Annotated in this window: 21 protein-coding genes and 1 tRNA gene; 14 read left to right on the forward strand and 8 right to left on the reverse strand. The window is 65.1% G+C overall.

Annotated elements, in window-relative coordinates:
* Positions 1 to 50 precede the first annotated feature (50 nt).
* A complete protein-coding gene (locus C9F12_RS07530; protein ID WP_181248579.1) occupies positions 51 to 392 on the forward strand; it encodes a hypothetical protein in 342 nt (113 codons plus the stop codon).
* A gap of 16 nt (positions 393 to 408) precedes the next feature.
* Here the strand turns inward: C9F12_RS07530 and C9F12_RS07535 are convergent, their stop codons facing one another.
* Positions 409 to 843, reverse strand: a complete 435-nt coding sequence (locus C9F12_RS07535; RefSeq protein ID WP_045991372.1) for a hypothetical protein — start codon at positions 841 to 843, stop codon at positions 409 to 411.
* Between the two features lie 83 nt (positions 844 to 926).
* On the opposite strand from C9F12_RS07535, the gene C9F12_RS07540 reads away from it, so the two are divergent.
* Entirely contained in the window at positions 927 to 2,111 is a 1,185-nt protein-coding gene (locus C9F12_RS07540) for a PatB family C-S lyase (protein ID WP_108131197.1), read from the forward strand.
* A gap of 104 nt (positions 2,112 to 2,215) precedes the next feature.
* Here C9F12_RS07540 and C9F12_RS07545 read toward each other — a convergent pair whose 3' ends face one another.
* Entirely contained in the window at positions 2,216 to 3,160 is a 945-nt protein-coding gene (locus C9F12_RS07545; protein WP_108448490.1) for a co-chaperone YbbN, read from the reverse strand.
* Between the two features lie 403 nt (positions 3,161 to 3,563).
* Positions 3,564 to 3,640 (reverse strand) — tRNA-Met (locus C9F12_RS07550).
* Positions 3,641 to 4,009: 369 nt separating this feature from the next.
* Between C9F12_RS07550 and phbB the strand changes: the two genes are divergently transcribed.
* A complete protein-coding gene (gene phbB, locus C9F12_RS07555; RefSeq protein WP_045991345.1) occupies positions 4,010 to 4,756 on the forward strand; it encodes an acetoacetyl-CoA reductase in 747 nt (248 codons plus the stop codon).
* Between the two features lie 133 nt (positions 4,757 to 4,889).
* Here the strand turns inward: phbB and C9F12_RS07560 are convergent, their stop codons facing one another.
* A complete protein-coding gene (locus C9F12_RS07560) occupies positions 4,890 to 7,667 on the reverse strand; it encodes a DUF349 domain-containing protein (RefSeq protein ID WP_045991344.1) in 2,778 nt (925 codons plus the stop codon).
* Positions 7,668 to 7,925: 258 nt separating this feature from the next.
* On the opposite strand from C9F12_RS07560, the gene minC reads away from it, so the two are divergent.
* From minC to sbcB, 4 genes are all read left to right on the forward strand, one after another.
* Positions 7,926 to 8,666 carry a septum site-determining protein MinC gene (gene minC, locus C9F12_RS07565; protein ID WP_045991343.1) on the forward strand — a complete coding sequence of 247 codons (741 nt, stop codon included), beginning with the start codon at positions 7,926 to 7,928 and terminating at the stop codon, positions 8,664 to 8,666.
* A 172-nt stretch (positions 8,667 to 8,838) separates the two neighbouring features.
* Positions 8,839 to 9,660, forward strand: a complete 822-nt coding sequence (gene minD / locus C9F12_RS07570; RefSeq protein ID WP_045991342.1) for a septum site-determining protein MinD — start codon at positions 8,839 to 8,841, stop codon at positions 9,658 to 9,660.
* A complete protein-coding gene (minE, locus tag C9F12_RS07575) occupies positions 9,657 to 9,911 on the forward strand; it encodes a cell division topological specificity factor MinE (protein ID WP_045991341.1) in 255 nt (84 codons plus the stop codon). Before minD ends, minE begins: the two co-directional genes overlap by 4 nt.
* A gap of 215 nt (positions 9,912 to 10,126) precedes the next feature.
* Positions 10,127 to 11,617: an exodeoxyribonuclease I gene (gene sbcB, locus C9F12_RS07580; RefSeq protein ID WP_108448491.1), complete on the forward strand. Its 1,491-nt coding sequence runs from the start codon at positions 10,127 to 10,129 to the stop codon at positions 11,615 to 11,617.
* A 253-nt stretch (positions 11,618 to 11,870) separates the two neighbouring features.
* On the opposite strand, the gene C9F12_RS07585 is transcribed toward sbcB, so the two are convergent.
* The gene (locus C9F12_RS07585; RefSeq protein WP_108448492.1) at positions 11,871 to 14,795 is read right to left on the reverse strand and encodes an insulinase family protein; all 2,925 of its coding nucleotides are present in this window, start codon (positions 14,793 to 14,795) and stop codon (positions 11,871 to 11,873) included.
* Positions 14,795 to 15,478 (reverse strand): SOS response-associated peptidase, encoded by a 684-nt coding sequence (locus tag C9F12_RS07590; RefSeq protein ID WP_045991338.1) that lies wholly within the window; start codon positions 15,476 to 15,478, stop codon positions 14,795 to 14,797. Before C9F12_RS07590 ends, C9F12_RS07585 begins: the two co-directional genes overlap by 1 nt.
* 180 nt (positions 15,479 to 15,658) lie before the next feature.
* Between C9F12_RS07590 and C9F12_RS07595 the strand changes: the two genes are divergently transcribed.
* Entirely contained in the window at positions 15,659 to 16,309 is a 651-nt protein-coding gene (locus C9F12_RS07595) for a TetR-like C-terminal domain-containing protein (RefSeq protein WP_108131203.1), read from the forward strand.
* 41 nt (positions 16,310 to 16,350) lie between these two features.
* The gene (locus C9F12_RS07600; protein ID WP_045991371.1) at positions 16,351 to 17,013 is read left to right on the forward strand and encodes a 1-acyl-sn-glycerol-3-phosphate acyltransferase; all 663 of its coding nucleotides are present in this window, start codon (positions 16,351 to 16,353) and stop codon (positions 17,011 to 17,013) included.
* A 214-nt stretch (positions 17,014 to 17,227) separates the two neighbouring features.
* Here the strand turns inward: C9F12_RS07600 and C9F12_RS07605 are convergent, their stop codons facing one another.
* Entirely contained in the window at positions 17,228 to 18,523 is a 1,296-nt protein-coding gene (locus tag C9F12_RS07605) for an HlyC/CorC family transporter (protein WP_108448493.1), read from the reverse strand.
* 75 nt (positions 18,524 to 18,598) lie between these two features.
* Positions 18,599 to 19,399: a cytochrome c biogenesis protein CcsA gene (ccsA, locus tag C9F12_RS07610; RefSeq protein ID WP_045991335.1), complete on the reverse strand. Its 801-nt coding sequence runs from the start codon at positions 19,397 to 19,399 to the stop codon at positions 18,599 to 18,601.
* A 267-nt stretch (positions 19,400 to 19,666) separates the two neighbouring features.
* On the opposite strand from ccsA, the gene ffh reads away from it, so the two are divergent.
* From ffh to rplS, 5 genes are all read left to right on the forward strand, one after another.
* A complete protein-coding gene (gene ffh, locus C9F12_RS07615; RefSeq protein ID WP_045991334.1) occupies positions 19,667 to 21,076 on the forward strand; it encodes a signal recognition particle protein in 1,410 nt (469 codons plus the stop codon).
* Positions 21,077 to 21,353: 277 nt separating this feature from the next.
* Complete coding sequence (gene rpsP / locus C9F12_RS07620; protein ID WP_045991333.1) at positions 21,354 to 21,602, forward strand: 30S ribosomal protein S16; 249 nt, start codon at positions 21,354 to 21,356, stop codon at positions 21,600 to 21,602.
* 50 nt (positions 21,603 to 21,652) lie between these two features.
* Positions 21,653 to 22,222: a ribosome maturation factor RimM gene (gene rimM / locus C9F12_RS07625; RefSeq protein WP_045991332.1), complete on the forward strand. Its 570-nt coding sequence runs from the start codon at positions 21,653 to 21,655 to the stop codon at positions 22,220 to 22,222.
* A 42-nt stretch (positions 22,223 to 22,264) separates the two neighbouring features.
* Complete coding sequence (trmD, locus tag C9F12_RS07630; protein ID WP_108131204.1) at positions 22,265 to 23,071, forward strand: tRNA (guanosine(37)-N1)-methyltransferase TrmD; 807 nt, start codon at positions 22,265 to 22,267, stop codon at positions 23,069 to 23,071.
* 110 nt (positions 23,072 to 23,181) lie between these two features.
* Positions 23,182 to 23,538, forward strand: coding sequence for a 50S ribosomal protein L19 (gene rplS / locus C9F12_RS07635; protein ID WP_045991330.1), 357 nt, complete (start codon positions 23,182 to 23,184; stop codon positions 23,536 to 23,538).
* Positions 23,539 to 23,570: the final 32 nt, after the last annotated feature.

A 23,570-nucleotide genomic window follows, 5' to 3' on the forward strand; every position in this document is an offset into this window, starting at 1 on the left:
AGGGGGTTCCTTGGGTTATCGTATGTATCTGGTGACCAGGTTCAAGCGAGATGACCATGACCGAGCTGTCGCCGCCCCCGAGGCCGGAGCGCTGCGAGCTGTGCGCGCGAGGGGCGCCCCTGACCAAGCATCATCTGATACCGCGTTCGCTGCACGGCAAGGCGCGCTATCGCAAGCGCCACGATCGCGTCGAGCGCCTGACGGCGATCCTGTGGGTGTGCCATGGCTGCCACCGCCATCTTCACGCGCTGCTGAGCGAGCGTGAGCTGGCCGACCATTATCGCAGCCGCGAGGCGCTGCTGGCACATCCGGAGATTCGTTCCTTCGTCGAATGGCTGTCGACCAAGCCGGATGGGTTTCGGCCGAAGCGACCGACCCGGCGAAGAGGCTAGGGCTTCAGTGCGGTGCCTAGACCAGCCTGAGCCCCTGGCGATCGACCCAGGCGGCGGTCACCGCGGCCGCCAGCGGTTGGCGAAGGTGTTCCGGCAGGGCATCGACGGCGGCGTCGCGGCTGTCGAAGGCGCGATTGCGCAGCCAGCAGTAGGCCCAGGCGCAGGCCTCGGGCTCATCGCCGGGTGTCGGCCGCGCAGGCATCTGGACCAGCAGGAACAGCGCGGTACGCACCGCCCAGTGGGGTGGGATCTCGTCGTTGTCGGCGGCGGCCCAGCGCTCCAGTGTGGCGCCGTCCGGGGTCTCTCCCGGGTCGCCGAGGCCGGCGACCCGGGCGGTTTCTGCCAGGATCAGCGCCAGGCGATCGGGGTCGCCGCGTCCAAGCGCCAGCCACTGGCCGATCAGGGCAGGCATTCCTCGGCATACCTTGGCGAAGAATCCGTGATGCGGCATGGTGCTTGTCATGGGGGAAGCGTCCTTCAAGTGCTTGGCCAGGGTATCCTGGCAACCGACCAGCCATCGTCAGGGAGATGACCATGAAACCCGATTTTGCCACGCCGATCGATCGACGACAGCCCCGCGGTGATGATCGTTCGCCACATTGGCCGTCACAGAAGTGGCACCGCCACGGTGATGACGTCCTGCCGCTGTGGGTCGCGGACATGGACTTCCGCTCGCCCGAGGCGGTGGTCGAGGCGCTGTCGGCGCGCATCGATCATGGCGTCTTTGGCTACGGTCTGGTGGCGGAAAGTCTGGAACAGACGCTGATCGACTGGAGTGCCAGCCACTATGGCTGGGACATCGAGGCCCGCTGGCAGCACTGGCTGCCGGGGGTGGTTCCGGCGTTGCACCTGGCGAGCCTGGCCTTTACCGAGCCTGGCGATGGGGTGCTGACGGTGACGCCAATCTATCCGCCGTTCTTGCAGGTGGCCAGGCGCACCGGGCGCCTGCCCCAGCAGGCAGCCATGCGCCCGCCCCAGGCGCCGGGCGAGCCCTGGACGCTGGACCTCGAGGCGCTGGAGGCGGCGATCACCGAGCGGACCCGGCTGCTGTTGTGGTGCCAGCCCCACAACCCCACCGGACGAGCCTGGCGCCGCGAAGAGCTCGAAGGACTGGCCGAACTGGTCGAGCGTCATCGGTTGATTGTGGTCTCAGACGAGCTGCACTGCGACCTGCTGCTCGACGAAGGAGCGCGCCACCAGCCCCTGGCCGCCGCCTTCCCGGCGCTGGCTGATCGCATCATCACCCTGTGGGCGCCCTCCAAGACGTTCAATCTGGCTGGGCTGACCGCCGCCTGCGCGATTTGCCCCGACGCCGGCCTGAGAAAGCGCTTTCGTGATACCGCCAAGGGATTGATGCCGGACGCCAATGTGCTCGGGCTGGTGGCGGCAGAGGCCGCCTATCGCCACGGCGAGCCCTGGCGTCAGGAGTTGTTGACGGTACTGCGTGGCCACCGCCAGACGCTGGTCGAGCGTGTCGCTGGCTGGCCCGGCGTGGGCTTCAGCGCCCCCGAGTCGACCTATCTGGCCTGGCTCGATCTGCGCCAGTCGACCCTGGGGGCCGAAAAATCGCCTGCCTCGGCATTGCTCGAGCGAGCCGGGGTCGCGCTGTCGGATGGCGCCGACTTCGGCTGGCCGGGCTTTGCGCGGCTCAATTTCGGCACCACGGCCATCCAGCTTGACGAGGCGCTGGCGCGCCTGGACCAGGTGCTGGGCGGCTGAGTGGCGCGGGCGTAATATCCTCAACAACGAAAACGGGGCCCTCGAAGGGGCCCCGTCTTCATGCCGAGGCGATGAGCGGCAAGGCGCTCGACGTCTCGATCCACTCAGTAGAGCAGGGCGAACAGCTTGCGGCGGTAGCTCACCGTCAGCGGATGATCGGCGCCGAGTGCGTCGAACACCCGCAGCAGGGTCTTGCGCGCCAGGTCGTCACCGTAGGCACGGTCGCGCTTCATCACTGCCAGCAAGCCTTCCAGGCCGGGTTCATAGTCACCGTCGGCCACCTGGCGCAGCGCCCTCAGATAGTTGGCCTCGCTGTCGTCACGCCCCTCCAGGGCGGCCAGGGTCTCGGCGTCGGGGGCTTCTTCGCCGAACTCGATGCTGGCACGAACGCCGCGGGCCTCGGGACCGTCGCGGTCTTCCGGAGGTAGCGCGTCGAGCAGGGCGCGCGCTTCGTCATTGCGACCTTCCGCCACCAGCACTCGGGCCATCTGGATCTGGTAGGCCAGGTGGTCGGGGTACTGCTGCGTCAGCTGCTGCAGGATCTCCAGCGCGGTGGCGGTGTCGCCCGCCGCCAGGGCCTGCTCGGCCTGTTCTTCGGGGCTTGCCGGAGCATCTTCCGGGGCCGGGAAGTAGCGGCCCAGCCACTCGCGAATTTCCTTTTCCGGCAAGGCGCCCTGGAAGTGGTCCACCAGACCGCCCTGGCTGATCAACTTGACGTCGGGTACCGAGCGTACGCCGAGCTGGCCGGCGATGTCCTGGTTGTCGTCGATGTTGAGCTTGGCCAGCAGGAAGGTGCCGGCGTACTCGCGGGTCAGCTTTTCCAGCACCGGCATCAGGTTCTTGCAGGGCTCGCACCAGGGAGCCCAGCAGTCCAGCAGCACCTGGATGCGCATGGACAGCTCCAGCACCTGCTGAATGTTGCTGCGGTCGACGTCGAAGATCAGGTCGCTGTCGGCCGGCCCCTGGGACGCCGCGGCGGCACCCTGGGCGGGTTCGCTGCTCGGATCGCTGCTCAGAGGTTCGCCTGTACGAGGGTCGACGATGGGCATGGGACACAACCTTGTCAAAAGTGAATTGCCCTAAAGATGCGGGCGACGGCCACCGACTTCAAGGCGCCTGCCGATACGCCGGCGCATGCCTGGAATCGATGACTGGCCAGCGGTGTGCTCAAGACGCGGTAAAGGGCCGCGGCGACGGTCGATTCTTGACCGACTCGGGTTGATCGAGGTCAGCTCTTCGACGAAAGAAGGAGGGGGGGATGGCTAATCCGGGGACACGGAAGCGCCAAAAAATATCGAATTGGCACAGAAAAATTAAGATTTAATCAGGGGGCGGGCTTCGCAATACAGCGATGCCGCAACGGCGTCTGGTGGCGAAGCGCTGGCCTCGGCCAGCACCGGATAGCCAACAAAAAAACGAGGCAGTCCCGAAGGACTGCCTCGTTTTCGTATTTGGTAGCGGGGACCGGATTTGAACCGATGACCTTCGGGTTATGAGCCCGACGAGCTACCAGACTGCTCCACCCCGCATCAACGAGGACGTAGTATACGGATAATTCTGGCTGCGTCAACCCTGTGCGATTTCGGGTGTGATGGGTCGTGCCGTTCGGGCGCTGTGGTCCATACTGGAGGGGCTGTCATGCAAATGTCAGTGCTAGACGCTAGCCTGGTGGATAGTCGTTGTGGACGTTGATTCGACGCAGTACCACGACGAAGGCCTGCCGAGGTAGGCAGGTGGGGCTGGGCGTCGCAGTGGCAGGAGGCCACCCGCGATCGCTCTGGGCCCGAGGTTCCTGGTTGCGCGAATGCGCAGCACCAGAGCATCCACTGCTATACATGCTTGCAACAACAAGTGCCGTCGCCAAGCGGCGGCGTGAAGGACAATCAGGGAGGTCGTCTATGACTCAGCAAAAGCCCGTCGCGTGGGTCACCGGTGGTACTGGTGGTATCGGAAGCTCAATCTGTCGCGAACTGGCGGATGCCGGCTATCAGGTAGTGGCCGGTTACAACAATCCTGACAAGGCCAAGACCTGGCTGGAGACCCAGAAGTCGGATGGCTATGACAATATCGACATCGCCGGCATCGATCTGACCGATTTCGAGGCCTGCCAGAATGGCGTCAAGGCGATCGAGGACCAGCATGGGCCGATCGCAGTGCTGGTCAACTGTGCCGGTATCACCAAGGATGGCACCTTGAAGAAGATGTCGGCGGACCAGTGGAACGTGGTCATCGACACCAACCTCAACAGCGTCTTCAATACCTGCCGCAGCGTGATCGAGAGCATGCTGGAGCAGGGCTACGGACGGATCATCAACATTTCGTCCATCAACGGCCGCAAGGGTCAGTTCGGCCAGGTGAACTATTCCGCCGCCAAGGCCGGCATGCACGGTCTGACCATGGCGCTGGCGCAGGAAACTGCGACCAAGGGCATCACCGTCAACACCATCTCGCCTGGCTATATCGCCACCGACATGATCATGAAGATTCCGGAGAAGGTGCGCGAGGCCATTCGCGAGACCATCCCGATGAAGCGGTACGGCACGCCGGAAGAGATCGGCCGCCTGGTCAATTTCCTGGCCAGCAAGGACAACGGTTTTATCACCGGTGCCAATATCGACATCAATGGCGGTCAGTTCATGGGCTGACAGACGTCGCGCCGGGCTCACGAGGCTCGGCGATGTACATTTCGCCAGAAACCACGATGCGAGGCCAAAAGGCCTCGCATCGTGGTTTTCAGGGGTTGAAAGAGGGGGGAAGGCACGGCAAGCCGTGCATCGCTCAGGGTGGTGGCAGTTGACTCAGCCCATCCAGCAGGGCGTCGAGCTCCTGTACCTCGCGCTCCCACTGCTGGCGCGACACTGGACCGGTGGCCAGCAGCCCACACAGTACCGAGATCAGCTCGTCTTCCCGGCTCGGCGCCTGGCCAAGGCTATCGTTGAGGCGGTCGACCTGGATCGCCAGGCGCAGTGGCTCGTCCTGGTGGCCGATCGGATGGCCCGCCAGGAGCGCCAGGTGCACCCGCAGTCGTGCCAGACGCTCGGCGACTTCCTCCGCTGGAGCAGGATCGCGTCGTGCGGCGTTGCGCTGTGCGTGGGCCTGTTTCAGCGCCGGCGGCAACGATAGCGCGGCAGGAATCTCCACATCACTGCAGAGGCGACCGGCGAGGCAGTCATCGTCTGCCTCAAGGTGCTCGAGAATCAGGGGTTTGACCTCGCGCCAACGACCGACGACCTCTGCCACGGAGAGCCGCTCCAGGCGCTCGCGCCGAGCCCGTACGATGCCGGTCCAGCGCTTGCGCATGCCTTCGGTGCGCCGGCCCGATGGCAGCGGTTCCAGCGCGCTGGCCTCATCCACCGCCTTGTCCAGCCAGTCGGCCTCGCTGCTTGCCGCGGGTTGCCAGGCATCGATGCGGTCGATCAGGGCCTGCATCTGTTCCAGCCGCTCGCGAGCACGCTGGGCACGATCATCGCGCTCGGCGTCACGCTGGGCGAAGATCTGGTCGCATAGTTGGCGGAATTCTCGCCACAGGGTCTGCTCCTCGCCCTTGGGCGCGCGCCCCAGTTCGCGCCAGCGCTGTTGCAGTGCCTTGGCCTGGTCGGCTCGCTGGCGTGCCGGCAGTCGTGCATCGACCAGCGCTCGGGCCTGGTCGATCACCTCACGCTTGGCGTCGGCGATCTCGTTGGCGCGGCGATCGATCAGCGCCTGCAACTGGTGCCGGATGCGGCCGAAGCGTCGTCCGATGGCCTCAGCGTGATCGCGCGGGACAGGGGCGGTGCGGCGCCACTGTTCCCTGGCCTGGTCGCGGATCTCGCGCAGCGCGTCGGGGTCGGCCTGGGCGGCGGGCTGCTCCAGAAGGGCCTCGATCTGCTCGCACAGCGCTTCGCGTTCTGCCAGGTTGGCCTCGCGCAGGCGCTGTTGTTGTTCACGCCAGGCCTTGAGCGACTCGCGAATACGTTCGGAGGTTGCCCGAAAGCGCTCGGACTGCTCGCGGTTGGCCGCGGCGTCGCCCAGTGCCTTCCACTCCTTGACCAGCTGGCGATGGCGGCGGTCACGGTCACGGTCGGTGAGGGTGGCGTCCTGCTCCAGGGCCTCGATGGCCTGGCACAGTTGCTCGCGCTTGGGACCGGCGACGAAGCCGCGCCAGTCACGCAGTTCGGCGAGTCGTGCGCCGAGGCGCTTGAGTCGAGACTGCTGGGCGCCGGCCGAGGACGGCAGCTGATCGGCGAGGTGGCGAAGCCGCTGGTGCAGGCGACTCGCTCCCTTGAAGGTACCCTCGTCGAGCAGCGCCTCGAGACGATCCAGTTCCTCATCGAAGCGTGTGAGCTGGGACTCCGACGGTTCGTCTCCGGAAAGATCCTTCTCCAGGCGAAGATGGTGTCGCGCACGTTCGAGCCTCGGGTCTGGCGGCAGACCTTCGGGCCACTTGCAGTCGCTCACCAGCTGCTTCAGCGCAGCCTCGTCGCCGGCCCTGATGGCTTCCTCCAGCGGCAGGGCGCGCTCGACCAGGCGCTGGTGGGCCTGGTTGATGGCGTCGTAGTTCTTCAAGGCCTTGTCGTAGCGCTGGCGCAGGCCGTCGTCGGCGAGGTGGATCTCGGACAATGCCTGCCAGCGGTTGGCCATCAACTGCTTCTGAGCTCGCAGGCTGGCCAGGTCCTGTTCACCGACATATTCGCCCTGATAGAGCGCAGCCAGGCTTTCTTCCAGCGCCATGACCAGTGCCTCTCGGTCCTGATCGGCCTGCTCGCGGCGCTGTCGGTCGGCACGCAGGGCGTGTTCCTGGGCCTCGTGATCGTGAATCACCTTGCGACAGCGCAGGCTGGCCTCCTGGTAGCGCTGCTCCTGCCCGGCGTCGGGCAGATCCGCCAGTCGAGACCACTCGCGCTCCAGATGGCGGAAGCGCCCAGCGTAGAGAGGCTCCCAGGTGGCGCGGGCGTGCTGCTCGAGACTGGCCAGCAGTTGCTCGCGTCGTTCCCGAGCCTGTTCCACGGCGTCGGCGTCGGCGCGCAGTCGACCCAGGCGTTCCTTGGCGTCGCGCACCACGTGGCGATCCCGGCGGGCCGCCTGGGCCAGCTGCTTGAGACCTTCCTCGGAGGTGACCCGCTCGGCGGCGGCGTGACGTACGGCGGCGATGCCGTTGTCGCAGGCCTGGCGAATCAGGGCGGCCTCGTCATCGAGCCTGGCCAGGGCGGCGAGTCGCAGCTGCTGGTTATCGCCCTGGAGGGCGATCTCCTCGAGCATCGCCGCGTCGTCCAGGGACTCGACGATCTGCTGGCGGCGGCCAAGTTCGATGCCGCCCTGGCGACCGATCAGCAGCGCGATGAGCTGACGATCCAGCTCGCGTGATCCTTTACCCTCGACGCGCAGCTCCAGCAGTCGCTGTGGGTCGTCCAGGCGTCTCGCCGCGGCGAGACGGACGTCGGGCTCGGTGTCCTGGACCAGGGTCTCGAGGGCCTCGCGTTGGCTCTGGGGGTCGAGCCGTTCGGCGGCGTCGCGTCGGACCTGTGGATCGGGATGTCGCCAGCGTGGCGAGAAAAGGCGGCGGAGGAGTCCGGGCATGGGGCTTCCTGCAAAGAAATAAAGAAAGGTGGCGAAACGGCTTCACCATCTTGTTATTGCGCCAGGCTAAGCCGGGCGTCGAGATAGAAAGTTTATCTAAGCATGCGCGCCACCATCAGAAAAGGCCTCAGCGCAGGGCTGTGGCTGATTGGAGACACTGACAGGAGGACAATTGAGGCTTATGATCGGTTGCAGGACCGGGGGCTCTGACTTAGCTTGAGATCATCCCCCGACCAACACCCGACGTGGAGTTCGGCAATGAGCCTCAAAGTGGACAGGGACAGCATGGCGTTTACGTTCAAGGGTGGGATGCTGCCCATGACGGTGATGGAGCTTTCCAGTGCGGATCCCGAGGAAATTCGCGATCAGCTCGCGGGCAAGCTCTCGCAGTCGCCAGCCTTCTTTCAGCACACCCCGGTGGTGCTCAGCGTCGAGAAGCTCGACGAACCTCACCTGGCCCTGGAACGTATCTGTGCGGTGTGCCGGGCGCACAAGCTGCTGCCGGTAGCGGTGCGCGGTGGTGCCGATCCGGTCAAGCAGTCCGCCTGGGCGCTCGGACTTGGCTGGTTCCCCCCCCAGGATGCCGCCCGTGCGCGTACCCTGGAAAGCGTTCCGGTGCAGGAAGACGAAGACGTCACCGTGGTCGAGGAAGTGGAGGCTGACGCGCCTCATGGCGGACGTATCTTTCGTGGCACCGTGCGTTCCGGCCAGCAGATCACCGCTCCCGACGGCGACCTGACCGTGATCGGTGCGGTCAATGCCGGGGCCGAGGTACTGGCGGCGGGCAATGTCCACGTCTACGGTGCCCTCAGGGGGCGTGCCCTCGCTGGCATTCACGGCGACCACCAGGCAGGCATCTTCTGCCGTGAGCTGCATGCGGAGCTGTTGTCGGTGGCGGGCAACTACAAGCGTCTCGAAGATATCGACCCCCAGCTGCTCGGCTCCTCCGTCCAGGTCGTGCTGACGGACGATCAGTTGGGGATCACCGCGCTGAAGTGAGCCTTCAGCTGGGCTTGTAAGGAGCCTTCTGCTGGGCTTGTGAAGCGCCTTCAGCGGGGCATTGCCGCATCAGCGGGCGCTTTAGCGCGGGACAGCGATTTTTATAAGGCCGTGCCTGGTCACTGCGGTGACCACACAGGACCAACAACTTTACGACGACAGGATGCGACACTTGGCCAAGATCATCGTTGTGACCTCCGGTAAAGGCGGGGTCGGCAAGACAACCAGTGCGGCAGCCATTGCCACCGGGCTGGCACTCAGAGGCAACAAGACGGTAGTGATCGACTTCGATGTCGGTCTACGGAACCTCGACTTGATCATGGGCTGCGAGCGCCGTGTGGTCTACGACCTGGTCAACGTCATCCAGGGCGAGGCCGGGCTGAACCAGGCGCTAATCCGTGACAAGCGCGTGGACAACCTGCATATCCTTCCTGCCTCCCAGACTCGGGACAAGGATGCCTTGACCCAGGAGGGCGTCGAGAAGGTGCTGGACACCCTGACCAAGGACTTCGACTACATACTGTGCGATTCACCCGCCGGTATCGAACGTGGTGCCCAGCTGGCCATGTACTTCGCCGACGAGGCCATCGTGGTGACCAACCCCGAGGTGTCTTCGGTGCGTGACTCCGACCGTATCCTTGGGCTGTTGTCATCGAAGACCCGGCGGGCCGAGCAGGGCAAGGACCCGATCAAGGAGCACCTGCTGATCACCCGCTACAACCCCGGACGGGTCGACCAGGGAGATATGCTGAATCTCGAGGACATTCGCGAGATCCTGGCCATCAACCTGGTAGGTTTGATTCCCGAGTCCGAGGCCGTGCTGAGAGCCTCCAACCAGGGGGTCCCGGTCACCCACGACGACAGCAGTGACGCTGGCCAGGCCTATATGGATACGGTCAGCCGCCTGATCGGAGAGGAGGTGCCCTTGCGCTTCCACGAGTATCAGAAGAAAAGCCTGCTGAGCCGCATGTTCGGAGGAGGAGGTCGCCGGTGAAACTACTCGATTTCCTGAAGCGCGAACGCAAGAAGTCCGCGTCTGTCGCCAAGGAGCGGCTGCAGATCATCGTGGCGCACCAGCGTAGCCAGCGGGGACAGCCTGACTTCCTGCCGATGCTGGAGAAGGAGTTGCTTGAGGTCATCCGCCGCTATGTCGAGGTGGACGACGATGCCATCAATATGTCGCTGGACAGCGAGGACAACTGCTCGGTGCTCGAGCTCAACGTGACCCTGCCGCGCAGCAGTTGATGCAGCGTCTGGTGTTGCTTGAACGTCGTGATATCGTCGATGCCACATCGCCGATGCGATATCGACAATGCCAGCCATCAAGATGACGCCCCTTGGGCGTCTTTCGTGTATTTCCTTCCCGCGCCGGACTCGACCTGTGATCGTGCAGGCTGAGCCCGGCGTTGGCCTGTGCTAGGCTGACGGGCCTTTGACGTACGCGTGGAGACCGCAATCCCATGGCGCAGCCGAAAGCCGCTCCGCTGACCTTTCTGTGGCACGACTACGAGACCTTTGGTGCCGATCCTCGGCGCGATCGTCCCTCGCAGTTCGCGGCCATCCGTACCGACGCCGAGTTCAACGAGATTGGCGAGCCGGTGGAGCTGTTCTGCAAGCCCGCCGATGATGCCTTGCCGCACCCGATGGCCTGCCTGATCACCGGTATTACGCCCCAGCAGGCGAGGCGCAACGGTGTGCCCGAAGCCGAGTTCGCCGGCGCCATCGTCGACGAGATGAGCGTCGCCGGGACCTGTGCGGTGGGCTACAACAGCCTGCGCTTCGACGATGAGGTCAGTCGTCACCTGTTTTACCGCAACCTGATCGACCCCTATGCACGGGAGTGGCAGAACGGCAATTCGCGCTGGGATCTGATCGACGTGGTGCGCGCCTTCCACGCCTTGAGGCCAGAGGGCATCGAGTGGCCAAGGCGCGAGGACGGCAGTCCCAGCTTTCGCCTGGAAGACCTGACCGCGGCCAACGGTATCGAGCATGCCGGCGCCCACGACGCCCTGGCCGATGTACGCGCCACCATCGCCCTGGCGCGACTGTTGCGGGGCGCCAATGCCAACCTGTTCGACTACCTGCTGTCGCTCAGGGCCAAGCGTGAGGTGCGCAAACGCCTGGATACGACCCAGCGCAAGCCGGTGGTGCATATCTCCCGGCGCTATCCTGCCAGCCGTGCCTGCGGGTCTCTGGTGATGCCCCTGGCCGAACACCCGACCAATCCCAACGGCGTCATCGTCTACGACCTGTCGCTGGACCCTGCCGACATGCTCAGTCTCTCGGCCCAGGAGATTCGTGCTCGGGTATTCGTCAGCAATGACGACCTGGCCGAGGGCGAAAGCCGGATTCCGCTGAAGGTCGTGCACATCAACAAGTGTCCGGTGATCTTTCCGCCCAGTGCGCTCAAGGATGTGTCGGGGCCCCATCAGGGCGAGTATGGCGAGATCGTGGCGCGCATGGGGCTCGAGATGGACGCCTGTCGCGGTCACTACCAGCGGCTGGCCAAGGACCCCGATATCGTCGCCAAGGTGCAGGAGGTGTTCGCCGAGCCACCGCCGGAGCCGCCGAGGGATCCGGACCTGATGCTCTACTCCGGCGGGTTCTTCTCGCCTGCCGACCGCCAGCAGATGGAGCGCGTGCGTGCCATGGATCCCTGGGATCTGGTCGACGCCAGCTTTGCCTTCCAGGACCCGCGCCTGGAGGAGATGCTGTTTCGCTACCGCGCCCGCAGCTATCCGGACACCCTGACCGGCGAGGAGCAGGCGCGCTGGGAGACCTTCCGGTGGGAACGGATGAACGACTCGGCGCTGGCGAGCCTGACGCTAAAGGACTTCGCGCGTGAAATCGAACGTCTGAACCAGACCTCGCTGAGCGATCGCGAACGCCAGATCCTCGAGGAGATGGTGATGTTTGTGGAGTCGATCATGCCCGCCCAGGCGTTCGGCTAGGGGACCAGCCTGGCGCAGACGCACGGCGTCGCGCTGGCCGTGTCGGGCATCATCAATATGGCGCCATGAAGCAGGTGCCATGTATCAGGTGTGATGAAGCGGGTGAAACGACGGGGGTGAAACCACAAGGCCCGACCGGCGATGCCGGTCGGGCCTTGTCGTCACTGCTGTCGGCGGCGGCGTCGCCAGCCGGGCGGGATCGCCCCCAAGCAGGGGGCGATGGGGTGGGGCAGGGCCTTTTGGTAGAGCCCTGTCAGGGTTTGGCCGCCTGGGCGCTGGTGTCCGCCGGCGTCGGTGACAGCGCTTCTTCCTCGTCACCGGGCAGGGCTTCCAGGTCGCCTTTCAACGCCATGACGTCGCTGGGTGCGGCGCCCGGATCGAAGGTCACGTCCACCACGGCGGCGCCACCCAGACGCTGCCAGCTGTCCTTCAGGCTGGCGGCGTCGACCTCGAGCACCGCGGCGGCCAGCCGCTCACGCCTATCGAAGTCGGTGTCGCCGTAGGACAGCGCCTGCCACAGGCGGTTGGTGCGCTCCTCGAGGCCCGAATCACGCTGGGTAATCTCGTCGTGGACCGCCTGGCGATAGGTGGCCAGGGTGTCGTCATCCAGGCTGTCCAGACGCTCGGGCACACGGTCGAGGAAGTCGCTGACCCTGGCCTTGAGCTCGTCGCTCTGGGTGGAGGGAGACTGCACCAGCAGGCTGATGCCCGGAGCGTGCAGCAGCGGTGAGTAGCCTGCGCTGACGATGTACCCGAGCTGCTGTTCGGTGCGCAACTGCTGGTAGAAGGGGGTCTCGAGCAGCTTGCCGAGCACCGCGATGCGGGCCTGGGTGGCGATACCCTGGTCCGGCCCCTGCAGGTAGCGAATCAGCAGCGACTCGTCTCGGCTGGAGTCCGGCGTCAGGCTCGGCAGATCGACCGCCTTGAGTACCTGCAGGTCGGTGATGGCGTCCGCGCCAAGGCTGGGCTCAAGCGCCGCGATGGCCTGCTCGGCCTCGTCGCGTGCCAGCGACTCTTCCAGGTTGCCGACCACCAGCGCCTGCAGGTGCAGCTCGTCGAGGAAGCGCTCGCGGAAGTCGCGCAGGTCCTGGGGCTCGAGGTCGGACAGCGCCTCCAGCAGTACCTGGGGGGACCACTGGGGCCGAATCAGCGCCTCGGACAGGGTGCGTTGACCCTGGTGATAGAGCGGATTGCGTGGTGCATTCCCCCATTGCTTTTCCAGGCCGTAGCGTACTCGGGCGACGCTTGCGTCGAGGATCTCACCCTGCTTGAGCTGGTCGATCACCTCCCGTATCACCCTGTCCTGGCGGTCACGCCAGCCGGTGAAGGACAGCGTCATGCCACGCGAGTGGGCATAGGCTTCATACTTCTGTCCCGCCAGGCGCGCGGCGTAGAGCTTCTCGTTGAGGCTGTCGTTGAGCCAGCCGGCCAGCAGTTGTGTCAGCACGGCCTGGCGCGGGGACTGGCTGGCGCCAGGGTGCTGCAGGCTGAAGCGCCAGGAGGCCTTGGGCGTATCGTACTCGGCATCGGCCTTGTACCAGGCGTCGGCCTCGGGGGTGTCGATCAGCAGCGAGGGACGCTCGTCGTGGGCCTCAAGCAGCGCCAGGTCCTCGGCGATAAAGGGATTGGGCTCGGGCAGCGCCAGCCCCGCCAGGGGGTCGGCTGCGGTATCGGCCAATGGCGTCTCCTGCCAGGCGGTGTCGTAGTAGCGGCTGCGTTGGTCGCCTTCGACCTCGGGGCCGGTGTACAGGCGGATCATGTTGTCGGGGCGCAGCGCATCGAGCCAGCGACGTACTTCCTCTGCGTCGAGCCCGTCCATGCGGTAGCCGGCGCGGTTGACGTCCTCGAGCGGGTAGTGGGTCAGGCTCATGGACAGGCGCATGGCCTCGTCCAGGGCGTTACCGTGCTGCTGGAACTGGAACGCCTGCTCGGACAGGCTGGCCTGCTCGTCGTAGCGTTCCTCGCTGATGCCCTGTTGGCGAATCTGCTCGATGGTGGCAAACAGGCTGGCCTGGATGCGCTCGAGATGCTCGCGCCCCTCAGGGGTCAGGCTGACATCCACGGCCAGCAGTGCATGGCGGCCGTCACCGCGGGTGACGCCGGCGGACAGGCCGTCGGCCCAGCCGGCCTCGCGCAGGCGGCTCAACAGGCTGCCGGGCCCCTCATGACCGATCAGGTTGGCGATGTAGCTGGCCGGCTTGTGGCGATAGCTGAGCACGGGGTCGGGCACCGGGAACAGAAAGCTGACGCGGCGAGCGTCGCGCAGCGACTGGGCCTCGGCGGCCAGCGGCAGGCGTGAGCGATCCACCAGTGGGGTGTCGATGACGGGTGCCTCGAGGCCGCGATCGGGCACCTCGGCGAAACGTTCGACCACCAGTGTCTGCAGTTGATCCAGCGGCATCGGCGCCACCACCGCCAGATGCATGACGTTGGCACCGTAGTGGTTGTCGTAGAAGTTCATGACCCGCTCGCGCAGGCTGGGCTCCCCTTCGGGCCGCTCGGCCAGGGTCTCCTTGCTGCCCACCGAGAAACCCACGGTGGGGTTGGCCGGATTGAGCAGGGCGTCGAGGACCTCGTTCTCGCGGCGTGCGTCATCGCGCAGGCGCGCCTGATATTCGGAGTGCACCACGTTGCGCTCGCTGCCCAGGCGGTCGGCGTTGAACAGCGGGTCGATGAAGAACCGACTGAAGCGATCCAGAGCGCCTTCGAAGGCCTCGGGCTCCACATCGAAGAAGTAGTTGGTGTCCAGCGAGGCGGTGAAGGCGTTGTGGCGCCCGCCGTGGCGGCTGATGTAGCCCTGGTAGGCGTCGGGCTCGGGGTAGGCCTCGGTGCCCAGAAACAGCATATGTTCGAGCAGGTGGGCGAGCCCCTGCAGGTCATCGGGATCCTGGGCGCTGCCCACCGACACATTGAGTGAAGCCGCCGCCTTGTCGGCCTCAGGATCGCTGACCAGCAGGACGTCGAGGCCGTTGTCCAGGGTCAGTACGCGATAGTCGCGGTCATCGTGGGGGCTGACGATCGGCGTCGTGGCGGTGGCCACGTCGGCGTCGGCCTGAGCCGTGACCGGTTGCTCGCTTGTAGCGGCCGGGGCCGCGGAAGCCTGAGCCAGCGGTAGCCACAGGCCGATCAGGGTGGCGACGAGGGCGCTGGCGCCGCGTCGTGTGAGGGTCGAAGCCATCACGTCTCCTTGGAAGTCTGGCGCCACATCTTGCCGATGGGGTGGGCACAGGATGGGTCTTGCTCTTGAGGATTGTTCACTCGTCTTGATACCGGAAAAGCGCCCAACAGTTCCCCGGGAGGGGGGCTCAACAGTGACTTGAGGTCCTCGGGATCACTCTGCGGGTCCAGCCAGGCCCTCGCTTGACCGGGGGCTATGACCGCTGGTAGACGGTCGGTCAGGGGGGCTAGAAAGCCAGGGCTAGGTACCGTGATCAAGGCGAAGGAGTCGTTATAGTCGGTAAGGGTGGTGTGAAACCTACACCATAGTCCGGCCAGCAGCATCGGCCCGCGGTCTGCCCGGGTGATCAGGAAGGGCTGCTTGTAGTTCGGACGCGGCTGCCAGGCGTAGGCGCCGGCTACCGGCACCAGGCAGCGCCGCGCGCGGAAGGCGTCACGGAACATCGGGCGCGAGTCGAGGCTTTCGGCGCGGGCGCAGTGGGGGGCGTGATCGAGCACCTGCAACCAGGGCGGTGTCAGGCCCCAGAAACCGATCCCCAGGGTAGGGCGTCCAGCTTCCAGGCGGATGATCGACAGTGGACGGCGCGGGGCCATGTTGACGCCGCTGATGGCCTGGGCCGGAGCATCGAGGTCGTCGAGGGCGGTCTCGATGGCGCGGGCGGGAATATAGAGACGGCCGGTCATGGGGGCTCCTGCGATCTGGAGGGCCAGCGTACCCAAGCTCCCGGTGACAGGAAAGCCTTGAGCCCGTTGTTGCGGCGAAGGGGGCATAATGAGCGGTCGAAAACAGTGTTCGATTAATGTATGCTGAACGATACCGCTGAACCTGAAGCCGCCGATGTCCGGCCGCGAGAGAGAAGAGCGATGGCGCGTCCAAGACAGCATGCCCCCGAGGAGCTTCACGCCCAGGTGATGGCCGCCTGCGATGCCTGGCTGGCTGAGCAGCCGGTGCATGCCCTGTCGCTGCGCTCGTTGGCCCGGGAGGTGGGCTGTGCGCCGAGCACCCTGCTGAAACTCTACGGCAGCTTCAACAACCTGCTGCAGCACGTCAACCTGGAAAGCCTCGGTCGGCTGCGCACGGTGATGGAGCCCCTGCTGGTGGACACCACCGAGCCTGAGGCCCGGCTGCGTGCCCTGGCCCAGGGGTACTGGAAGTTCGCCCGCGAAGACGCCCATCGCTGGCAGCTGATGTTCGACTATCCGCTGGCCCAGGAAGGCGAGCTCGATCAGCGCCAGACCGATATGATCGGCGCGCTGTTTGCCCGGGTCGAGGGGACCCTGACCGAGTATCAGCCGGATCTCGAATCGCTCGAGGCGCAGCGCCTGGCGCGAACCCTGTGGGGTAGCGTTCATGGCCTGGTGCAGCTGGGGCTCAATGACCGTCTTGGCTATTCCCAGGGCGGCGCCTTCGAGGTCGAGGAGCTGCTCGATCAACTGCTGTCGACCACCCTCGCCGGACTCAAGCAGATAGGCCGTGACCAGAGGGGCGATAGACAGGTGAACGACACGCCGTGATCGACGTACTCGTCTGGGGCCTTGTCGGCCTGCTTGCCTGCATCGCTGCCTGGCGCTTCTATCGCGCCCCGGCGGTGTATATCCGACGTTTCGTGTTTGCCTTTATCCATGTGTTGTACCGACTTCGCTTCCAGGGGCGTCGCTTCGTGCCCCCGCGCGGGCCGGCGCTGGTGGTGTGCAATCATGTCAGCTTCATGGATGCACTGGTGATGGGCGGCGGCAGCCCCAGGCCGCTGCGCTTCTTGATGGATCGTCCGATCTACGAGTCGAAGCGCCTCAACTGGCTGTTTCGCATGGTCGGGGCGATACCCGTGGAGTCGGATCGTCGTGACCCGGGCAATGTGCGTCGCGCCCTGGAAGAAGTCAGCCGCGCCTTGAGAAACGGCGACGTGGTGATGCTGTTCCCGGAAGGGCGGCTGACGTCGGATGGTGAGGTCAAGACCTTCCGCCGGGGCCTCGACCTGATCCTGTCGAGGGATCCGGTGCCGGTGATTCCTGCCGCGCTGTCGGGCCTGTGGGGCTCGTGGACGTCCAATCGTCACGGCAAGGCCCTGGCCCATTTCCCCAGGCGCTGCCGCGCCCGGGTGGCGCTCTACTTCGACGAGCCGGTGCCGCCGGGGCAAGCCACCCGTCAGTCGCTGGAGGCCCGGGTGCGCGAACTCAAGGCCGAAGCCGATCGCTGGGTCGAGACCGGCCAGCCCTGAGGCAGCCGCCGCCGGGGTGCGCAGGCTCCGACAGAGGGAAGGTCGGGTTAGGGAAGGGATAACGCAGAAAGGGACGGCCTCGGCCGTCCCTTTCTCGTTAGTGCTTTGCTTGTCAGTGCTTTGCTGGCAAGTACTCTGCCTGCTGGGGCCTTGCCCGCCGGTTCCTTCCCTGCATGTCGCGTCGCGACTGACGTCCCTCTGGTCCTTGCGGTGGTCAGTCGCCCGCGTCGGATTCTGCCAGGACGCGGCGAGTGCCAGGCCAGCAGCTGACCGAGGTGATCAGGTTGTCGCGCATCTCGAGGATTTCCATGCGGATGTTGCTGATCTGCAGACAGGCCGGGCCGTCGGGGAAGGACTCGAGGTGTTCCAGTATCACCCCGTTCAGCGTCTTGGGGCCGTCGGTGGGCAAGTGCCAGCCCAGCGACTTGTTGATATCACGGATATTGGCGGTGCCGTCGATCACGTGGCTGCCATCGCTCTGGGGCAGCATGTCCTGTTCCTGGCCGGCCACGTCGGTGGTGAATTCACCGACGATCTCCTCGAGGATGTCCTCCAGGGTCACCAGACCCTCCACGTCGCCGTACTCGTCCACCACGATACCAATCCGGCGCTTCTGCTTCTGAAAGTTCAACAGCTGGGTGTGCAGCGGCGTCGATTCGGGAATGAAGTAGGGCTCCCGCGCTTCCTGCACGATGGCCGCCTTGGTCACCTCGCCTCTGGACAGGAAGCGGGCGGCATTGCGCAGGTGCAGCATGCCGATGATGCTGTTGATGTCGCCCTTGAATACCGGCAGCCGGGTGTGCTGGCTGGTGCGGATCTGGGTCAGGATATCCTCGAGACTGTCGTCGAGATCGATGCCGACCACCTCATGGCGCGGCACCATGATGTCGTTCACGGTGACATTCTCGAGATCCAGAATCGACAGCAGCATGGCCTGGTGGCGATGGGGGATCAGGGTGCCGGCCTCGTGGACCACGGTGCGCAGCTCGTCGCGGGTGAGATTGTCACCATTGCCGTCGATATTCTTGACGCCAAGCAGCCTGAGCAGGCCGTTGGAGATCACGTTGACCACCCACACCAGCGGATATAGCAGCTTGAGCAGCGGCTCCAGAATCATCGAGGCCGGGTAGGCGATGCGCTCCGGCTTCACCGCCGCGAAGGTCTTGGGGGTAACCTCGGCGAAGATCAGCACCACGATGGTCAGGATCGCCGTGGAGATGGCGGGGCCGCTGACATCGCCAAAGAAGTGGATGGCGATGATGGTGGCGATGGAGGCCGCCAGGTTGTTGACGAAGTTGTTGCCGATCAGGATGACGCCGATCAGCCGGTCGGGACGCGCGAGCAAGCGCATCACGCGCTTGGCGTTGCGCTGTCCGCTGTTGGCCTGGTGGCTCAACCGATAGCGGTTGATCGACATCATGCCGGTCTCGGAACTGGAGAAGAAGCCCGATAGGGCAATCAGCAGAAAGAGCAGGCCGAACAGCAGGCCCACCGGAAAGTCGTCGTTCAAGACGTGAAATCCTTGGTCGCGGGTAGGGGTCGAGTTGTAGGGGGTCGGGCCGGGAGTGTCAAGGAGACCTCCTGTCTAGCTGTGCGCTAACAGCACCTCAAGGACAAACTTGCTACCAAAGTAGGCCAGAAGCAGTGCGATATAGCCTCCCAGGGTCCAGCGCACCGCCCGCATGCCTCGCCACCCAAGGCGGTAGTGACACAGCAGCAGTACCGCGAACACCAGCCAGGCCAGCAGCGACAGCACCGTCTTGTGGACCAGGTGCTGGGCGAACATGTTGTCGAGGAACACGAACCCGCTGGCGATGGCCAGCGTAAGCAGGGCCATGCCCACCCAGATCATCTCGAACAGCACCCGCTCCATGGTGGTCAGCGGCGGCAGTGCCTGTACCACGCCGCGAATCCGGTGATGCTTGAGGGCCTTGTTCTGGACGCCTACCAGTATCGCCTGCAGCGAGGCGATGGCCAGCACCGCGAAGGCCAGGGCGGAGCTGACGGCGTGGAAGGCGATGCCGGGGGTCATGCCGTTTGCGCTGGTGGGGGTCGGTAGTTCGGTACCGAGCAGCAGCACCACGCCGGCAAAGGGGAACAGCACGGCGGCGATATTGAGCACCGGTTTGAACAGGCTGGCGCCCAGCAGCACCACCACCGCCAGGGCGGTGACCAGCACCGCGCTGGTGGACAGTCCTGGCAGCATCGAGCCCTCGAGGGCAAGCAGGCCGCCGGCGACGACCAGGTGGAGAGCCGCCGCCAGGGTGCCGAAGCCACGCACCAGTAGATCGCGCGGAGGAACCCGGCGAATCAGGGTCAGCCCTTGCCAGGAGGCAGCCGCCAGATAGAAGACAAAGGCCAGTAGAGCCAGAGGTAACGCCTGCATGCTGTGCTGTCCGTGCGCCTTGCCGGCGCCTTTGAAGATAGGGATCCTGGGTCCGGGGAATGCCTTCCCCTCGACACCGACTATACCGGATAGCGCCTCGGCTGACAGCCAGCGGGCGGCCTTCTTCGGCTGTCTTGCCGGCAACTGCATGGAGAGTCCGCGCCACAAGGCGTATAATTTGCGCCATCGTCAAGGCCGCGCACCGGCGGCCGTCTCAAGGGGCGTCTCGACAAGGGCGCCTTGAGGCCATCGCATTTGGAGAGGCCCATGTTTCAGAACCTGAGCGAGCGTCTGTCCCAGACGCTGAAGTCGATCAAGGGTCAGGCACGCCTGACCGACGACAACATCAAGGACACCCTGCGCGAGGTGCGCAAGGCGCTGCTCGAGGCGGACGTTGCCCTGCCGGTGGTCAAGGCGTTCATCGAGCGAGTGCGCGAACGTGCCGTGGGCCAGGAGGTCTCCCGCAGCCTGTCGCCGGGCCAGCAGTTCATCAAGATTGTCCAGCAGGAGCTGGAAGTCACCATGGGCGAGGCCAACGAAGGGCTGTCGCTCAAGGGCACGCCCTCCGTGGTGCTGATGGCCGGCCTGCAGGGTGCGGGCAAGACCACCTCGGTGGCCAAGCTGGGCAAGTATCTGCGCGAGCGCGAAAAGAAGAAGGTGCTGGTGGTTTCCACCGACGTCTACCGCCCCGCCGCCATCGACCAGCTCGAGACCCTGGCCAAGGAGGTCGAGGTCGACTTCTTCCCGTCGCGCTCGGATCAGGCCCCGGTGGACATCGCCACGGCGGCGCTGAAACACGCCAAGATCCAGTTCCATGACGTGGTGCTGGTCGATACCGCGGGTCGCCTGGCCATCGACGAAGCGATGATGCAGGAGATCCAGGGGCTGCATCAGGCCATCGAGCCCTCCGAAACGCTGTTTGTGGTCGACTCCATGACCGGCCAGGATGCGGCCAACACCGCCCGCGCCTTCGCCGATGCCCTGCCGCTGACCGGGGTGGTGCTGACCAAGGCCGACGGTGATGCCCGTGGCGGTGCCGCCCTGTCGGTGCGTCACGTCACCGGTCGTCCGATCAAGTTCATGGGTGTCGGCGAGAAGGTCGATGCCCTCGAGCCCTTCCATCCGGATCGTGTGGCCTCGCGCATCCTCGGCATGGGCGACGTGCTGTCGCTGATCGAGGAAGCCGAGCGTACCGTCGACAAGGGCAAGGCCGAACAGCTCGCCAAGAAGGTCAAGAAAGGCCAGGGCTTCGATCTCGAGGACTTCCGCGAACAGCTCCAGCAGCTCAAGAAGATGGGCGGCATGAGCGGCCTGATGGGCAAGCTGCCGGGCATGGGGCAGATGGCCGAGATGGCCCAGGGGCCTGGGCCCGAAAAGGAGCTTGGCAAGCTCGAGGCGCTGATCAACTCGATGACGCCGAAGGAGCGCCGTAATCCGGACATCATCAACGGCTCGCGCAAGCGCCGTATCGCCGCCGGTGCCGGCCTGCAGGTGCCGGACCTCAATCGTCTGCTCAAGCAGCACAAGCAGATGCAGAAGATGATGAAGAAGGCCGGTAAGAAAGGCGGCATGCAGAAGATGATGAGGGGCATGTCCGGCATGATGGGCGGAGGTGGCCCTGGCGGCCCCGGTGGCATGGGCGGCATGGGTGGCCCCGGCGGCATGCCCTGGCGCTGAGTCAGTTTTTTTCGCTGATGCTGTTTTTAATGCCAAGCGCCGAAGCGTGATGAAGATGCAATACGCTGGGCCCGCCACTCCCGGCCCTGGCACCGCTGGTGCGCCGCTCGTCAAGGGATGAGCGGCAAAAAAGGTTCCCTTGGGGGGTGGTTTTCCGTAGAATACTGCCTCTTCACTCGAGGACCGCGCCTGGCGCGGCCCTCGTCGTGAGCGAAACACCGGTGGCTGGCCTGGCCGTCGCCGTTATCTGAAATCCCAACCGAAGGACAGTCAACGTATGGTTACCATTCGTCTGGCACGTGGTGGCGCCAAGAAGCGTCCCTTCTACCACCTCGCCGTGACCGATTCCCGCAACGCCCGCGACGGCCGCTTCATCGAGCGTCTGGGCTTCTTCAACCCGGTGGCCCGTGGCCAGGAAGAGCGTCTGCGCATCGACCTCGACCGCATCGCCCACTGGCAGTCCCACGGCGCGCAGCTGTCTGACCGCGTCGCCGAGCTGGTCAAGGAAGCTCGCAAGCAGGCCTGAGGCGCAAGCCTTGCCTGTGAATGTCCCGGTGTGAAAGAGGTTTGACCCAGATGGCATCGCCACAACGCCCTAGCGCGCAGCGCCAAGCGCAAGACGATCGCCACAGCGACGATTACGTCGTGCTGGGCAAGCTGACCAGTCCTTACGGCATCAAGGGCTGGCTGAAGGTGTATTCCTACACCTCACCCATGGAAGGCATTCTCGACTATGCCGAATGGGTGGTCCGTCACGACGGACAGATTTCGCGCCACCGCCTCAAGCAGGGGCGCAAGCAGGGACAGGGCCTGGTCGCCCAACTGGACGGTGTCGATGACCGTGACCGCGCCGAGAGTCTGGCCGGAGCGGACATCCTGCTGGCCAAGCAAGACCTGCCCGAACTCGACAGTGAAGAGTACTACTGGCACCAGCTGGAAGGCCTCAGGGTCGTCACGCTGGAAGGGGTGTCTCTGGGACGCCTGGCCTACCTGTTCGAGACCGGTGCCAACGACGTCATGGTCGTGAAGGGCGGCGACGCCCCGGACGATCGCGAACGTCTGCTTCCCTACCTGCCCGATGACGTGGTCAAGCGCGTCGATCTCGAGGCAGGAGAGATGCTGGTCGACTGGGACCCGGAGTTTTGAGCGCAGTGCGTTCGAAAACCGCGTCGACAGGAGATCGATAACGTGTGGATAGGGGTGGTGTCACTGTTTCCGGAAATGTTCGAGGCGATTACTCGCCACGGCGTGACCGGCAGGGCCGTCGACAAGGGCCAGGTGACGCTGGAGTTCTGGAACCCCCGGGACTACGCCACCGACCGCCATCGCACCGTGGATGATCGCCCCTATGGCGGTGGTCCCGGCATGCTGATGAAGGTCGACACCCTGAGAAGTGCCATCCACGACGCCCGCAGCCGAGCCCAGGCGGCCACCGGCGAGCGTCCCAAGGTGATCTACCTGTCGCCCCAGGGGCGCAGACTGGATCAGCAGGGCGCGCGGGAACTGGCGTCTGGACCGCCCCTGGTGGTGGTGGCGGGGCGTTACGAAGGCATCGATGAACGCGTGGTCGAAGCGGACATCGATGAGGAGTGGTCGATCGGCGACTATGTCCTGAGCGGGGGAGAGCTGCCCGCCATGGTGCTGATCGATACGGCGGCAAGGCTGGTGCCCGGTGTACTGGGGCATCAGGATTCCGCGGTCGAGGACTCCTTCAACGACGGTCTGCTGGACTGTCCGCACTATACGCGCCCGGAGGAAATCGACGGTCGCAAGGTGCCGGACGTACTGCTCAGCGGTCACCACGGACAGATCCGTCAGTGGCGGATGAAACAGTCCCTGGGGCGTACCTGGCAACGGCGGCCCGACCTGCTCGAGGGCAGGCAGCTGTCGAAGGAGCAGAAGCGGCTGTTGAACGAGTTCATCGACGAACACGCCGACAAGGCGGAGGTGCAGGACGAACGTCGGGATTCCGACGAGGCGGCCAGTCGCCGCTGACGGACCTGCGTCATCAATGACCCGCGCGCTCGAGCTTCGAGGGCCGGGATCACGATCCATCGGCACCCACGACCGATCGATGGATCACAACGATTTCAGGAGTGAGTCAAATGAGCAGCAAGAACAAGGTGATCCAGGCGCTCGAAGCCGAGCAGATGAGCAAGCAGGTGCCGGACTTTGCACCGGGCGACACCATCGTCGTTCAGGTCAAGGTCAAGGAAGGCAACCGCGAGCGTCTCCAGGCCTTCGAAGGCGTGGTCATCGGCAAGCGTAACCGCGGTCTGAACTCCGCTTTCACCGTGCGCAAGATCTCCCACGGCGTCGGCGTCGAGCGTACCTTCCAGACCTACAGCCCGCTGGTCGACTCCATCAGCGTCAAGCGTCGCGGTGACGTGCGCCAGGCCAAGCTGTACTACCTCCGTGAGCGTAGCGGCAAGTCTGCGCGCATCAAGGAAAAGCTGGCCTAAGACGCGTAAGCGTCTGCCAGTCCGAGGGAGGC

The organism is Halomonas sp. BN3-1 (assembly GCF_003056325.1).
In the GTDB taxonomy this organism is placed as follows: Bacteria; Pseudomonadota; Gammaproteobacteria; order Pseudomonadales; family Halomonadaceae; genus Halomonas; species Halomonas litopenaei.